This window comes from Natronosalvus halobius (assembly GCF_024138145.1).
Taxonomy (GTDB): Archaea; Halobacteriota; Halobacteria; order Halobacteriales; family Natrialbaceae; genus Natronosalvus; species Natronosalvus halobius.
In genome coordinates this window covers 1,730,649-1,745,156 of record NZ_CP099997.1, presented here as the reverse complement: position 1 = coordinate 1,745,156, position 14,508 = coordinate 1,730,649, and the positions used below count along the sequence as shown (strand labels likewise).

General features: G+C 65.4%; 11 protein-coding genes. 2 read left to right on the top strand and 9 right to left on the bottom strand.

The genetic code is table 11. The features are described 5' to 3' along the window. Window positions 1–45: 45 nt before the first annotated feature. Together NGM15_RS08560 and NGM15_RS08555 are read right to left on the bottom strand one after the other, a co-directional pair. Window positions 46–2,937, bottom strand: coding sequence for a DUF1508 domain-containing protein (locus NGM15_RS08560; RefSeq protein WP_253437889.1), 2,892 nt, complete (start codon window positions 2,935–2,937; stop codon window positions 46–48). Between the two features lie 510 nt (window positions 2,938–3,447). Continuing rightward, window positions 3,448–4,275 (bottom strand): pantoate kinase, encoded by an 828-nt coding sequence (locus NGM15_RS08555; protein WP_253437886.1) that lies wholly within the window; start codon window positions 4,273–4,275, stop codon window positions 3,448–3,450. A gap of 155 nt (window positions 4,276–4,430) precedes the next feature. On the opposite strand from NGM15_RS08555, the gene NGM15_RS08550 reads away from it, so the two are divergent. After that, entirely contained in the window at window positions 4,431–5,858 is a 1,428-nt protein-coding gene (locus NGM15_RS08550) for a beta propeller repeat protein (RefSeq protein WP_253437883.1), read from the top strand. Between the two features lie 272 nt (window positions 5,859–6,130). On the opposite strand, the gene aspS is transcribed toward NGM15_RS08550, so the two are convergent. Beyond that, entirely contained in the window at window positions 6,131–7,432 is a 1,302-nt protein-coding gene (gene aspS / locus NGM15_RS08545; RefSeq protein WP_253437880.1) for an aspartate--tRNA(Asn) ligase, read from the bottom strand. A gap of 112 nt (window positions 7,433–7,544) precedes the next feature. Here aspS and NGM15_RS08540 point away from each other — a divergent pair, with 112 nt between their 5' ends. Next, window positions 7,545–8,027, top strand: a complete 483-nt coding sequence (locus tag NGM15_RS08540; RefSeq protein WP_253437877.1) for a cupin domain-containing protein — start codon at window positions 7,545–7,547, stop codon at window positions 8,025–8,027. Between the two features lie 21 nt (window positions 8,028–8,048). Here the strand turns inward: NGM15_RS08540 and NGM15_RS08535 are convergent, their stop codons facing one another. From NGM15_RS08535 to NGM15_RS08510, 6 genes are all read right to left on the bottom strand, one after another. Continuing rightward, entirely contained in the window at window positions 8,049–9,392 is a 1,344-nt protein-coding gene (locus NGM15_RS08535; protein WP_253437875.1) for a cytochrome P450, read from the bottom strand. A gap of 97 nt (window positions 9,393–9,489) precedes the next feature. Then, on the bottom strand, window positions 9,490–10,191 hold the full coding sequence (locus NGM15_RS08530; protein WP_253437872.1) for a phosphoglycerol geranylgeranyltransferase: 702 nt from the start codon (window positions 10,189–10,191) through the stop codon (window positions 9,490–9,492). A gap of 207 nt (window positions 10,192–10,398) precedes the next feature. Continuing rightward, window positions 10,399–11,103, bottom strand: a complete 705-nt coding sequence (locus NGM15_RS08525; RefSeq protein ID WP_253437869.1) for a DICT sensory domain-containing protein — start codon at window positions 11,101–11,103, stop codon at window positions 10,399–10,401. A 70-nt stretch (window positions 11,104–11,173) separates the two neighbouring features. Further along, complete coding sequence (locus tag NGM15_RS08520; protein WP_253437866.1) at window positions 11,174–11,653, bottom strand: DUF7344 domain-containing protein; 480 nt, start codon at window positions 11,651–11,653, stop codon at window positions 11,174–11,176. A 280-nt stretch (window positions 11,654–11,933) separates the two neighbouring features. Beyond that, entirely contained in the window at window positions 11,934–13,469 is a 1,536-nt protein-coding gene (locus tag NGM15_RS08515) for an aldehyde dehydrogenase family protein (protein WP_253437863.1), read from the bottom strand. Window positions 13,470–13,651: 182 nt separating this feature from the next. Continuing rightward, window positions 13,652–14,470 carry an RIO1 family regulatory kinase/ATPase domain-containing protein gene (locus tag NGM15_RS08510; protein ID WP_253437862.1) on the bottom strand — a complete coding sequence of 273 codons (819 nt, stop codon included), beginning with the start codon at window positions 14,468–14,470 and terminating at the stop codon, window positions 13,652–13,654. Window positions 14,471–14,508 lie beyond the last annotated feature (38 nt).

The window sequence follows — 14,508 nt, the reverse complement described above, 5'->3', positions numbered from 1 at the left end:
CGAAAAGCTCGCCAGTAAAACGAAATCCGCGTCAGCGACCGGTGATCACTCGGTGAACGTGATCCAGCCCTCGGGTGCGTGCGATTTCACCGCCATCATCGCCTCCCGAGCGTCCGTCCGGTGCTCGTAGCTCTGGGTGCTCTCGGCCAGCACGTCGCCGTAGGTGTCGATCAGCCGCCAGACCCAGCCGTCCTCCGCGCGGTGGAGTTCGAACGAAACGCTGTCGATCTCGAGGATGCTCGCGTTCGCGATTAGCCCGCGAACGTCCTCGAGGGCCGCCTGGGCGGACTCGCTCGAGGCGTGGCCCTCCGATCCGACCGCGACGGTGCGTCCGTTCTCGTCGATCAGCCGCCAGCGCCACCGCCCGTCCTCGTCGGCGAACAGTTCGAAGGAGGCGACGTCGAAGTCGACGCGACCGGCAATGGGTGCCCGTCGCCTGACCTCGTCGACGACGGACATCGCGTCCGCCTTGGTGCGCTCGGTCTCGACGGCGCTCGCGAGTATCTCCCGATCGGAATCGATGAGTTCCCAGGCCCAGCCGCCGTTGTCGGTCAGCCGAATGGCTGCCGTGTCGATGGTGAAGATCGGCGCGTCGACCGCGCGCGCTTTCAGGCCCTTGACGGCGGACATCACGCGACCGCGCGAGTCGTACGTCCGGGTGGCGTCGGTGACGATCGTCCGTTCGCGGTCGAGGAGCCGCCAGCGCCACTCGCCGCCCCCGCTGCCGTACAGCTGAACGGAGACGTCGCCGATGGTCGTAGGCTGACCGTTCGCCGCCGTCTGGCGAACGTCGTCGATGGCCCGCTCGAGTTCGTCGCGGGTCGAGGTCTCCTCGGCGGATACGGCGACGGTTTCGCCCGACGGAAGCACGAATCGCCACTGCCAGTCCTGGTCGGCGTAGGTCTGGAAGATGGCGTCGTCCATGGTCCGCACGCTCGAGTCGAGGTGGGCGAGCAAGCGCTCCATGGCTTCTTTGGCCGCCACTCGCGTCGGGTGGCTGGCTGGGTCCTCTGCGACCATCTTGCCGGCCTCGTCGATCAGCCGCCAGCCCCACTCGCCATCTTCGGTGAAGATTTCGAACGCGGCCGTGTCGATCTCGAGGAGTTCGGCCTCGGGCGCCTGCTCCTTGAGCGTCATCATGGCCTCCGCGGCGTCCCCGCGGGAGGTGTGTTCCTCGCCGGAGTCGGCGAGCACGTTGCCGTCCTCGTCGATCAGCCGCCAGCGCCACTCGCCGGAGTCGGCCTCGTAGACCTGGAACGCCGCGTTCTCGAACTCGATGAGCTCGGCCTCGCTGGCCTGCTGGCGGACGCGCTCGATAGCGTCCTGGGCAGTGTCCTCACCGACGTGGGCCTCGGTACTGGCCGCGATGACCTCTCGGTCCTCCGTGACGAGGCGCCAGTGCCAGTCCTGAGTCACCGCCGGCTCGTCGGTGCCGGTCGATTCGTCGTCGGTCTCGGTGTTGTCGGCGTCGGCGGCGTCCACAGGTTGCAGTTCACCACCGTCCGTGGTGGCCGTTCGCTGGGTCGGATAGATCTCGTACTCGGCGTCGTCGATCTCCACGACGGACGCGGCCGTCGCGTGGTCGGCGAACGCGGTGGTCTCCTCGGTGGTCGCCGCTTCGCTCCCGTGGACTGACGGGCTGTCCGCGACGACGTGTTCGTTCTCGTCGACCAGCCGCCAGTTCCAGCCGTCGTCGACCTCGTAGCACTCGTAGGTCGGCTCGCTCGCGACGGTCACCGCCGCCGACTCGAGTTCCGAGAGGAGCGCCTCGACGCCGTCCTCAGCGGCACGCCTGGTCTCGAAGTCGGTCGTCGCCCGAGCCAGTTCCTCGTCGGCCTCGTCGACGAACCGCCAGGTCCAGCCGTCGGCCTCCTGGAGGAGTTCGACGCCGACGTGCTCGATGTCGAGGAGTCGCGCCCGATCGAACTGCTCGGCGAACGTCTGGGCGGCCGCTTCGGCCCGATCCATCGACCCGTAGCCCTCCTCGCTCTCGGCAAGCGGACGCCGATCGTCGTCGAGCAGTTGCCAATACCACTGGTCGCGCCGTTCGGTGTAGGTGAAGGCCGCGCCGTCGATCTCGATCACGTCCGCACCTGGGCCACGGTCTTTGAGGAAGCTCACCGACTGTTCGGCGTCGTCGCGTCGGTCGAACTCGCTCGCGCAGGTTCCCACGACGCTCCCGTCGTCTCGAGCCAGCGTCCACTGCCAGGTCCCCTCGCGGTCCTCGTGGAGGCGAAACGCCGAGGTCGTCAGCTCCATCAGTCCGGCCGAGCCGATCTGGGATTTGACGTTGTCGATGCCCGACTCCGTCTCCGGGCGGGTGACCGCGCTGGTCACGCTCTCGGCGAGCGCCTCGAGGTGGAGCACGTGCCACTTCCAGTCGCCTTCCTCGTCGCGGAAGACGGCGAACTGGGCACCCTCGAGGGAATCGCCGGTCATGATCGGGGGCTCCTCGGTTGCACCCTCTTCCGTGACGAACATCCCTTTGCGCCCCGTCACGATGGGGACGAGGGCGGTTACGCCGGCGATGATCGCGATGCCGGTCGCGTAGAGGCCGACGACTTCGACGGTCAACTCGCGGCCGTATGAGTACCAGTGGTCGGGATAGACGGCACCGAAGGATGCGGCTCCCGCCAGTGCGATGACGAGGCCGACGACGCTCGCCTGAATCCCCCGTCTTCGGACGGGTAACAGGAGTACGATGCCGAAGAGGCAAAGCGCGAGGCCGATGGCGGCCAGGACGCCCGACACGCGGAACTCGAACTGAGCGACCTCCCCCGTGTAGCCGACCACGAAGACGATGACGCCGACCGCGCCGAGGAGATAACCGGCGATGAACACCCAGAATCCGTACACGTCCTTCGGCGAATCGGGCTCGCCGACGTAGTGTTCGTACAGTCGAAACAAATTTTGGTGAAAGTCACTGAAAGACGACATTCTGAAACTCGAGTGCATCACCACACTCAACCATAATAAACTTCTGGCTACCAATGAGTAAGGTTACATATTCGAAAATCGACGGATGGCGCCGTCCTGGACGGGTCGAAACTGGTCGGCACCGATTCAGTCGAGGCCGTCACGGCGACTGGAGACGCCATTGACGTCGCGGTCGGTACCTCATCGTCGAACGACGCGGCGCTCAACGACGCGATTCGAGTGGGCGAGTCACGTCGATAACAGTCGCGAGCATCGATGGTAGTGTAGGAGAACTGATATCTTCAGCCGTTATGTAAGCGGGCGTCGTTTCTCTTCGCCGTTCCAGAATCAGGTGATTTTGCTTCGCCGTTTCAGAATCAGGTGATTTTGCTTCGCCGTTTCAGAATCAGGTGATTTTGCTTCGCCGTTTCAGAATCAGGTGATTTTGCTTCAGTGAGCGACGTGTTCGACGCACGGGATGACATCGACGAACGTGATCCGTCTCGGTATCACACCGAAAACCACAATGCGTCACTTCAACACGGCCCCGGCCGAGTGGGTCCCACACACCGACGGCTCGTAGCCCGCATCCGACAGGCCCGTGCCGAGCGCGAACACCGTGTTGCCGAGCATCGCCATCGACGCCTGGCCCTCGACGTCCGCGACAGCCTCGAGCACGTCCCGCACCTCGTCGGTGAGCAATCTCGCCTCGCGGGCGAACCGCCTGGAGGCGTAAATGAACGACGTGAGCGTCGGTTCGTCGACGACCAGTGAGAGCGCCTCCTGCCCGGCCGCCGACAGTACGTCCGTGTCGCCCGTGATGACGTCCGCCGTCGACAGCCCGCCGAACGAGATATATTCCACGCGTGCCCGTGCGGGAATCGCATCCAGGACGTTGTGGGCTGGTGCGCCCGGTTCGAGCCGAATCGGAATTCCTCCGTGGGCCTGGGCGACGACGTCGCCGAGTCCGGTCCCGGCCTGAACCTCCGCGCCGTGGGCGAGCGTCACCAGTTCGTTGTACGAGAGCCGCCGGTCGAAGACGTGGTTGGCGGCCATCGCCGCACCCAGCGCCGTCGCCCCGGAGACGCCGAACCCGGACCCGAGCGGGAGCGAGGACTCGATGTCGACTCGTGCCGGCGCCTCGAGCGTCTCGAGCACCGTGTAGACGGGGTCGATGTCGACGTGCTCGCCCTCGAGGGAGATGGCCGGGTCGTCGGACCGCGTCACGGTCACGTCGACGCCGTCGGTCAGCGTCAGCCCGGCGCCTCGAGAGCCGGCTTTCGTCGGGTCGTCGTCCGGGTGGGCGCTGAAAAATCCGGTGATGTGACCGGGAACGAACGCCGTCGCCTCCTCGCGCATACGGTCGTCGTTTCGGCCCGGCGGATATAACGTTGAAGATTTTGACCAACGGAGGCCGTTCCGGCAAACACATGGACGTGGCTTTTCCGTCCCGAGCGCCCAGTATCAGGTCGAGAACTGGGCAGGTCGCCGTTCCCCGGGTGACGAGAGTCGCCGTGACCGGGTTCCCAGCCAAGCGACCCGTCCAGGAGCCTCTCACGATGGCCACGAACACGAACACCGACAGTTTCGGCGCGTTCTTCAGACGGTATACGAAGACCTGGGTCCACGCCGTCGCGACGGCCGGATTGACTGCCTTCGGCACGCTGACCATATTCTACCGCGGGTTCGCCGTCCTGGCGCTCGCTAGTTACGTCGTTCCGCCGGTCGCCCTCTACGTCGCCCGCGGCCGCCGATCCGAGGCCGTGATCGCGACGGACGACGAGGTCTCTCGGTCGAGGGCGAATACCGGTCCACGTGCCGACCGGCCCGAACCGGCCTCGAGCGGCGGGAAGGCACGGTCGACAACAATGGGTGAAATGAACTCGGAGAGAGACACGTCTACCGGCCCCGGTTCGGACGCTGACGAGCACACGAACGCAGATGCAGATTCGGACACGAGCACCGACACGGACACTGACAGCGCCGTGGATACTGCCGCCGATGGCACCTCGGGCACCTCGAGCCGTCCCGAGGAGGCACACTGGACCGCCGTCGACAGCCCGACTGAGTCCACCCTTCACGACGTTGCCGTCGGCACGGGCACCGTCGCCGTCGGAACCGGTGGCACGGTCCTCCTGGACACCGACGACGGGTGGGAAGCAGTCCTCGAACACGGTCCTGCCGGCCAGGACCAGGACCTCCACGGCGTCGACGTGACGGACGACGGCGACGTGTCCTGGATCGCCGGCGATGGCGGCGCAGTCGCCCGTCTCGAGGTCACGACCGGGCGCCACACGGACTTCTCCGCCCCGGACGACCGGACCGACAACCTGGCCGGCCTGGCCGCCGCGGGCCCGACCGGCGACGAGACCGTCCTCCTGATCACCGGGTCGGGAGTGGTCGTCAGGGGCCGATACCGGGACGGCGACCTCGCGTGGGCCGAACCCGTCACGCCCGGCAGCGGCTCGAGCCTGTCCGGTGTGACCCTGCTCGACGACGAGACCGGATACTGCTGTGACACCAACGACGGCGTGTTCCGGACCGACGACGGCGGCCGAACGTTCGACGCGATTGGAATCGACGGGTCAGAGGGAACGCTGACCGACGTCGTGGCGGGCGGGGGTGAGGGAGAGGGCGAAGGCGGAGGCGAAGAAACGGCGTGTCACGCGAGCACCGACGCCGGCTTCGTCTACCGATACGACGAGTCTCCGTCCACCTGGACGCCCGACCGCGTCGGCGACGACGCGATCACCGCCCTCGCTCGAGCAGGGAGTCACCTCGTGGCGATCGACGACCAGGGTGGCGTCCACGATCGTCCCAACCTCGCAGCCGACTGGAAACACGCCGTGACCGGCGCAAGCGGTCCTCTCTACGGTGTCGCGATCAGTCCTGGTCGAGCAGTTGCTGTCGGAGATGGTGGGACCGTGCTCGAACGACGATAGTCGGTTTCGCCCCCGTACTCGTCTCTCGCTCGAGCGTTGAAGCGGGGTCTGGAGGACCAACTCCCGTACCAATATCAGTATCTCGCCCGTCTCGAGTTCGTCGCTTCGGCGAGCCCTTACGGGCTCAGCCTCTGTCGATCTCTCGGGAATAACGCAGGATCAGAGATCCTGCGAACTCCCACTCGACAGTTGCGTCGTCGCCTTACGGCGACAGACGCTGCCGGTCCGGCGAGACTCACACGGCTCGTCTCGCTGGCTCCCAGGTCTTCGTCCTACGGACTCAGACGTTGCCGATCTCGCGGGAAGAGAACAGCCTCTCGAATGTTCTCGAGCCCCAGCATCGTCATCACGACGCGCTCGACGCCGTAGGCCCACCCGGCGTGGGGCGGCATCCCGTAGCGGAACATCTTCGTGTAGTAGTCGAACTGCTCGGGGTCGAGGCCTTGCTGTTCGAAGCCGGCGACGAGGTTCTCGTAGCGGTGCTCGCGCTGGCCGCCCGAGACCAGTTCCATCCGTGGGTGCATCAGGTCGAACCCCTTCGAGAGGTCGGGGTCGTCGTCGTGGTCCTGGATGTAGAACGGCTTGATCTCGCTAGGCCAGTCGGTGACGAAGTAGTGGCTGCCGATGTCCTCGCCGAGTGCCTTCTCGGCCTCCGTCGAGAGGTCGTCGCCCCAGACCAGCTGCTCGTCGACCTCGCCGGTCGCGTTGACGCGCTCGATGGCCTCCTCGTAGGTGAGGCGGGGGAACGCCTCGTCGAGCGGCTCGAAGTCGTCGTAGCCGAGCAGGGAGAGCTGCGCTTCGCAGTTCTCGGCGACCGCCTGGTAGGCGGCCTTGAGCGTGCCCTCGCAGACGTCCATCGCCTCGTGGTGGTCGATGAACGCCGACTCGAAGTCGATCATCGTCGCCTCGTTGAGGTGACGGGGCGTGTTGTGCTCCTCGGCGCGGAAGATGGGCCCGATCTCGAAGACGCGTTCGAGGCCGGAGCCGACCATCAGCTGCTTGAACAGCTGCGGGCTCTGGTTCATGAACGCCTCCTCGCCAAAGTACGTGATGGGGAAGAGTTCGGTGCCGCCCTCGGTCCCGGTGGCGACGATCTTCGGCGTCGTGATCTCGGTACAGCCGACCTCGCGGAAGTGCTCGCGGACGGCCCGCAGAATCTCGGCGCGGATCTCGAAGATCGCCTGCACGTCGTCCTTGCGGAGGTCGAGCGTCCGGTTGTCCAGGCGCGTCGACAGCTCCGCGTCGACCTTCTCGGAAGGATCGAGCGGGAGCTGCGGATCGGCGGGAGCGACGACATCGAGGTCCTCGGGCGTGATCTCGACGCCCGTTGGCGCGCGGGGCTCCTCGGCGACCTCGCCGGTGACGCTGATGACGCTCTCGCGGGCGACGTCGAGGCCGGTCTCGACGAGGTCTTCGTCCATCTCGTCCTTCTCGAACTTGATCTGGATCTTGCCCGAGGTGTCCCGGAGGATCAGGAAGGCGATTCCGCCGAGGTCGCGCACCTCGTGGACCCAGCCGGCGACCGTCACGTGGTCGCCCGGCTCGGCGTCTGCCGTGTAGGTTCGGTCCTGCATACCCACCGATTCTCGTAGCCGGGACTTAAGCGCAATCTTTCGTGCTCGAGCCGGAAACGAGACTCTGCCCGTTCTCATTTTTGACACTGCCACACGTACCGGGAGACACTGCATGCAACCGATCAACAAAGCCGACCTCGAGTGGACCGAGTACGACCGCGGCGACGCACGATTCCGCCGGAAACAGCTCTCGGAAGCCGCCGACGCCACCGACCTCGGCTGTAGCCTCTACGAACTCCCGGCGGGCGAGCGCTCGTGGCCGTACCACTATCACACCGGCAACGAGGAGGCGCTGTTCGTCCTGGACGGCGAGGGAACGCTCCGGTGTGAAGACGGGTCCGTCCCGCTCGAGTCGGGCGACTTCGCGGCGTTTCCAGCGAGCGAGGCGGGCGGCCATCGAATCGTCAACGAGGGCGACCAGCCGCTTCGGTACCTGCTACTCTCGACGATGAACGAGCCGGACGTGACGGTCTACCCCGAGATGAGAAAAATCGGCGTCTACGCCGGCTCTCCGCCGGGCGGGCGCGACGAACGGTCAGTCCACGGGTACTACCGGCTCGAAGACGAAGTCGAATACTGGGACGACGCAGCGTAGGATAGTGGTGACGACAAACGGTTACCGTTGGCGCACCGTCATCGGAATCTCCTTCCTGGGCCGCGCCGTGATCGTCGCCATCAGGTCCAGTTCGGTACCGGGGACCAGCTCGAGATGGTGACGTTGATAGATCGTCGCCAACAGGAGTCGCGCCTCGAGCATTGCGAACCGGTCACCGATACAGCGGCGTGGTCCCGCGGCGAACGGGAAGTAGGCCAGTTTCGGTAACGCCGAACGCATCTCGTCGGTCCAGCGCTCGGGCCGAAACGCCAGCGGATCGTCGTACCACCGTGGGTCCCGGTGGACGACCCACTGGTGCATCTGGACGGTCGCCCCCGGCGGAATCTCGTACCCGCCGATCAGGTCCGGCTTGACCGCTTCGCGAACGATGCTCGGAACCGGCGGGTACAGTCGCATCGACTCCTTCACGACGCGCTCAGTGTAGGTCAGGTCCTCGAGGTCGGCCATCGTCGGCGGCTCGCCCTCCAGGACGGTCTCGAGTTCCTCGACCAGTCGCCCCTCCACGGCGGGATGGGTCGAGAGCAAGTACGCCGTGAAGGTCAGCGAGAGCGCGGTCGTCTCGTGGCCCGCGAGCAGGAGGGTCGTCACCTCGTCGCGGATCTGCTCGTCCGAAAGGTGGTCGCCGCCCTCAGTCTCGACCTCGAGCAGTTTCGAGATGACGTCGTTGTCGGTCGGGTTCGCTCGCCGTTCGTCGATGAGGTCGTAGATCAGCGAATCGAGGCGCTCGCGTGCGCGCTCGATCCGCCGCCTCGAGGGCGTCGGGATTCCCGGCGGCAGGATGTAGTGTGAGAGGGTCTCCGAAGCCAGCATGAAGTCGTCGAGCGCCGAGGAGACGACGCCGAGACGGTCGTCGATGCCGACGCCGAAGAGCGCGCGAGCGACGATTCTGAGGGTCAGTGTCGACATCTCCTCGTGGAACGGGACTGTCTCGCCGTCAGTCCAGGATTCGGTCGTCTCGAGACCGATGTCGGTCATCATCGTCGCGTACTCCCGGATCCGATCCGGGTGAAACGCGGGCTGGAGGAGGTGGCGGTTGCGTCGCCAGACCGCGCCCTCGCTGTTGAGGATGCCGTTGCCGGTGATCGGTCGGAGGGTGTTCTGGAACAGGCTTCCCTTGACGTAGTGCTGGTTGTTCGCGACCAGGACGTGCTCGATGTAATCGGGATGGTTGAGCTGATAGACGGGGCCGATGGGATCGGTCCAGGAGACGATGTCACCGTACTCGCGGGCCGTCTCGGTCATAAATTCGTAGGGTCGGCGGAGAAAGGAGAGCTGTGTCCCGACGTAGGGGAGGCCGTCGGGGCCGGGTGGACGGCGGTCGGTCGAGTGCGTCGATGGGGCCATACGGTAGTTAGGGAAGGCTGACGGGTTACCTCTTGTCGTCCAGGCGTCGCGTGAGGTCGAAAGAGGACGGAACTCGTGGGCGATCGCGGTCCGCCGATCAGGCGTCGTTCGCCGCTTTCACCGTCTCGCGAACCGCGTCAACCCCCTCGTCGTGTGCGAGGTTGCCAACGACGATCACGTCGGCGTGGGTGGCCATCCGGTGTGCCGAGTCATAATCGTGGATGCCGCCGCCGTAGAACAACGCCGACTCCTCGAGGCTCTCCGCGGCCGCCTCGACGACCGACTCCTCGCCGTAGGTGCCCGAGTACTCGACGTAGACGATCTCCTGGCCGAACATCTGCTCGGCGATGGTGGCGTAGGCGGCCACGTCGTCCTCTGCGAGGTCGCAGTCGGCCTCCGTCAACGTCGCCACGTCCGCCTCGGGGTTCATGACGATGTAGGCCTCCATGTACGTTCGATCCCACTCGAGGTCGCCCTCCAGGCGGACCCACTCTTTGTGAGCACCGGTGATCCAGAACGGCGATCCGGCGTTGAAGACGGTCGGGATGAGGTACCCCTCGAGGCCGTCGTTCTCGACGACGACACTCGGATTCGACGGCTCTTGGTACAGGGGCACGTCGTGTTCGGCGCAGGCCTCGATGACCGCCGTCATGTTCTCTTCCGTCATCCCCATCGTCCCGCCGACCTCGATGGCGTCGGTGCCGGTCGCACAGAGGTCGCCGTAGGTCACGCCCTCGGGCAAGTCCTTGTCGGGGTCGAGTTTGAGGATGTGGTTCCAGTCCGCCCAGGGTGCAGTCATACCGACCCGTTTCTCGGTCTCGAGCAAAAGTTCTGCGAATCGGCGGTTCTCCGTCGACTTCTGGCACCAGATCCGCGAATCATGGCGATACCAGGTCGTAGGCGGTGATCGACCGAATGACGCTGTAGAGACTGCGTCCTATACTATATAAAATATAGTTAAGAGCTTGTCGACGATGACTGGACCTCACGTCACCGATACCAACGACTACTCAACCGCCTCGAGTGCCTCCAGAATCTCACCGACCAGGTCGGGGTCGTACGTCCAGAACCCGAGAAACCCCGACTCGCGTTCGCGGGCCACGAGCGCACACGCTTGCATCGGGTCCTCGCCGCCGTCGAACGCCAGACACCAGAACGGGGCGAGGACGCCTGCTTCGTCCCGGTGGTAGCGCACGTTCTCGAGCGGCGGTGGCTCCCAGTCCGGGCGACCGTAGACGTACACCTCGAGGTCGGTTTCCTCGCCGAGGCGTCGGTACAGCGGCACCTGCTGTTCGAAGACCGACAGCCGCTGGAAGCCGACGCGCAGCGTCCCCCGGCCGATCCGGAAGGCCCGGTCCTCGATTTCGCGGCTGGTAGCCAGCAGCTGTCGGTGATCGAGGGCGGTAAACAGCGTCTCCTCGAGCACCTCGAGGAGTGCGCGATACCCCTCGGACAGGCCCGTCCGATCCGTCGGTCGGACTACCGGTGGTTCGAGCAGTTGCTCCAGTGTCTCGAGGGCGATAGCACCGACGAACGTCTCTCCGTCGTAGATAGTGACGAACGGCGACGGTCCGTGAGGCGGCAGTTTGCGGTGGACGACCGTCACGTTTCGCGCGGCGAGCCGATCCGAGAGGTCCGTCGCGTCCGCGCCGCTGTAGACGGTGAGCCACTTGCGTCGGCCTTCGACCGCATCGAGGTACGTATCGAGCATGGGTCGTCGATGGTGCTGGTCGCGAGTTCCGAAACCGGTCGCTCGAGGGGCGACGGTGGCATTCCGACGGCTACGCGGTCTCGGCTTCGATCGCGCGACGGACGAGCGCCTTCGCCGGCTCCGGAACGGTCGCGAGCGAGACCTCCCCGCTCTCGGAATCGTACGCCACCAACCCGGCCTCCGAGAGCAGCGGGAGATGGCTGTGGACTAGCGAGAGCTCGTGCTGGTGGCGTCGGTCGGGAGCGACCATCGTTTCGGTCGTCGTCTCCCACCCGGCGAGGACGTCCGCCAGTTCGTCGACCGAACACTCGTCTCGCTCGAGCAGGTAGTAGAGCACGCGACGACGGGGGCGTTCGGAGAGCGCCCGATAGAACGAATTGCTGGCCAGTAGCGGTGCCGTTTCGACTCGGTCCGGATCGCCTATCGCGGGTTCGTCTTCGGGCATGTATTCACCGGCGTCGAGTGCGAGCGTGGATCGGTGCACGACCGCGCTTCGATGGGTCGCGCCGCGTGCCGTGATCGTCCGGTACTGTACGAGACCTGTGAACACGTATGCTACTGTCCGACACTCAATAAGCGATTTCCCCTATACGAGTGACGTTCTCGATCGCCCACGTGAGAGCAGCGCTGAACTGGTCGGGATCCGAGATCGATCCTCGAGAAGCGGCTTCGACGGCTCTCACGCGTCGTGGCAGCGGGAGAACCGAGGAGTAGTCGTACCGATTCGCCCGTCTGGAGTGGACGAGTCGCTCGTCTGCTCCTGAGCGACGACTGCCGAGAAACCGGTACCCGAATCCGGTTTCATCGGGCAGTTCGAGCTTAGAACTGCACTAGTCGTCCTGAGTCGTGATGTCCGCCGAGAGCCCCTGGGCCATCTGGATCTCCTTCGAGTTGTTCAGCGTCCAGGCGGTGCGCTCGGTGACCGCCTCGATAGCCTCGCGGGCGGAGGGGTAGCCGTTCCCGGATTTCTTCACGCCGCCGAACGGCAACTGGACCTCCGCGCCGATACACGGCAGGTTGGCGTAGGCCAACCCGATTTCGGCGCGGTCGCGGAAGTAGTTGATCTGGCGGTAGTCTTCGGAGATGATCGCGCCCGCGAGTCCGTAGGGCGTGTCGTTGTGGATCTCGACGGCCTCCTCGATGTCACCCGAGTACTTCAGCAGAGCGACGTGGGGACCGAAACACTCCTCTTTCAGACAGCGCAGGTCGGTGTCGTACTCGATCTCGTAGACGAACGGGCCGACCCAGTGGCCGTCTTCGTGACCGTCGGGGATCTCGCTCGCCTCGAGGTCGGCGCGGTCGACCAGCACCTCGGCGCCCTCCTTCTCCGCCAACTCGTTGTGTTTGTGGATCTTCTCGACGTGCTCCGGCTCGATCGCCGGGCCCATGAACGTGTTCTCGTCGAGCGGGTCGCCGACGGCGACGCTCTCTGCGAGTTCGACGTAGCGCTCCTTGAACTCGTCGTAGACGTCCTCGTGAACGATCAGGCGCTCGCTCGAGACGCAGCGCTGGCCGGTAGTCTTGAAACTCGACATGACCGCCGAGTGGACGGCGATGTCGAGGTCGGCGTTCTCCGTGATGACGATGCCGTTCTTCCCGCCCATCTCACAGGCCGCGAGTTTGCCGGGTTCGCCGCCGACCTTGCCGGCGATCTCGTGGCCGACCTCGGCCGAGCCCGTAAAGAGGACGGTGTCGACCCGGGAGTCGTCGACGATCGAGGCCCCGGCGTCGCCGAAGCCCTGCACCATGTTGAAGACGCCCTCGGGGACGCCGGCGTCTTCCATCATCTCGGCGATGATCTGGCCGCACCACGGCGTCTGCTCGGCGGGCTTCCAGACGACGGTGTTGCCCTCGACCAGCGCGATGGCCATGTGCCAGAACGGGATGGCGACCGGGAAGTTCCACGGCGTGATACAGCCAATGACGCCCCGCGGTTTGCGGCGCATGTAGGCGTCCTTCGCGCCGACCTCGCTCGGGACGACGTCCCCGTGCGGGTGACGAGCGTTGCCCGCGGCCCACTCGACCATGTGGTAGGCCTCGACGACGTCCGCCCGGCCCTCGGAGATTTCCTTTCCGCACTCTTTCGTAACGATCTCGGCGAGTTCGTCGGTTCGGTCGCGCAGCTCGTGGTAGATGTCCCAGAGGTACTCCGCGCGGTCGATGTAGGAGAGTTCTCGCCACTCGTCGAACGCCTCGTCGGCGGCCTCGAGCGCGGCGTCGACGTCGTTCTCGGTTCCACGGTGGAATTCGGCGAGCGTCTCGCCCGTCGCCGGGTTCTCGCTCCCGAAGGTGTCGTCGCCGGTTCCGTCGGTCCACTCGCCACCCACGTAGTGGCCGTACGTCTGCGAAGGGTCGTCTTGACTCATGCTCGGCAATATTTTCGCCGAGCGGTATGAAAAAGCCTGCTACTCGAGGCGACCGATCGAGTGTGCATCGAGGCCGACGAGTTCGGGCAGTTGATACCTGGTGGTCGCTCGCCGACGGCTCTCGAGCGGCAGAATTCGGCCAGGAGGAATCTCGAGCGGCGGAGCTCAGCTTGGACTGATCGTCAGCCGTCACCGGGATACCCGATGTCGGCGACCTTCTCGACCTCGCTTCGCAACTGCGTCGAGTCGAACTCGTGATCCGGGCGCAACCTGACGAAATCGAGGAAGGACCGCGCCGACAGCAGCGTCTCCGCGTCGTAGACGCTCGCGGCCGCGGCAACGGCTGCTCGAGCCCCGATTCGCGGCTCGAGCATCGCGAGCGCACAGGCGAGGTCGTACGCTCTCGTTTCGCGAATCCGACCCTCGTTCACGCTCGTCGCGTCGATGAAGTAGAGGTCCCCCTCGAGCAGGAGGACGTTCTCCGCCCGGAGGTCACCGTGGGCGAGTCCGTGGTCGTGGAGCGTTCGGAGCATTCCGAAGAGCGTCGAGGAAACGTCGCGGATCTCCTCGTCCGTGAGTTCGTCGAGCGAGTGAAAGTCGGGAAGGTACTCCAGGACGAGGACGCCGAGGCCGTTGACCTCGAAGGCGTCGATCGGACGCGGTGCGTTGAGACCGATCTCGCGCATTCGTCGGGTCGCCTCGAACTCGTGTTCGACCATCTCGCGAGGCGTCTCGAATCGGTCGAAAAAACCCTCCGTTCCCGAGGAGAACGCGCCGACGTTGCGCCCGGTGGTCAACAGTCCGTGAACGAGGGCGTTCTGTCGCGAGACGATCTTGACGAAGTACTCGTCGTCGAGCACGCACGGCGTCGAGAGCCAGTTGTTGGCCTCGAAGAAGTCGACGCGAACGTCTGCGAGGTCGTATCGGTCCGCCAGGGTCCGGACGACTCGTTCGAGTCGATCCCACTCGACCGTACCGCGAGCGAGCTGGCGGATGTCCATACCGGAAATATAGACGCGACGATCATAAATGCCTCCCG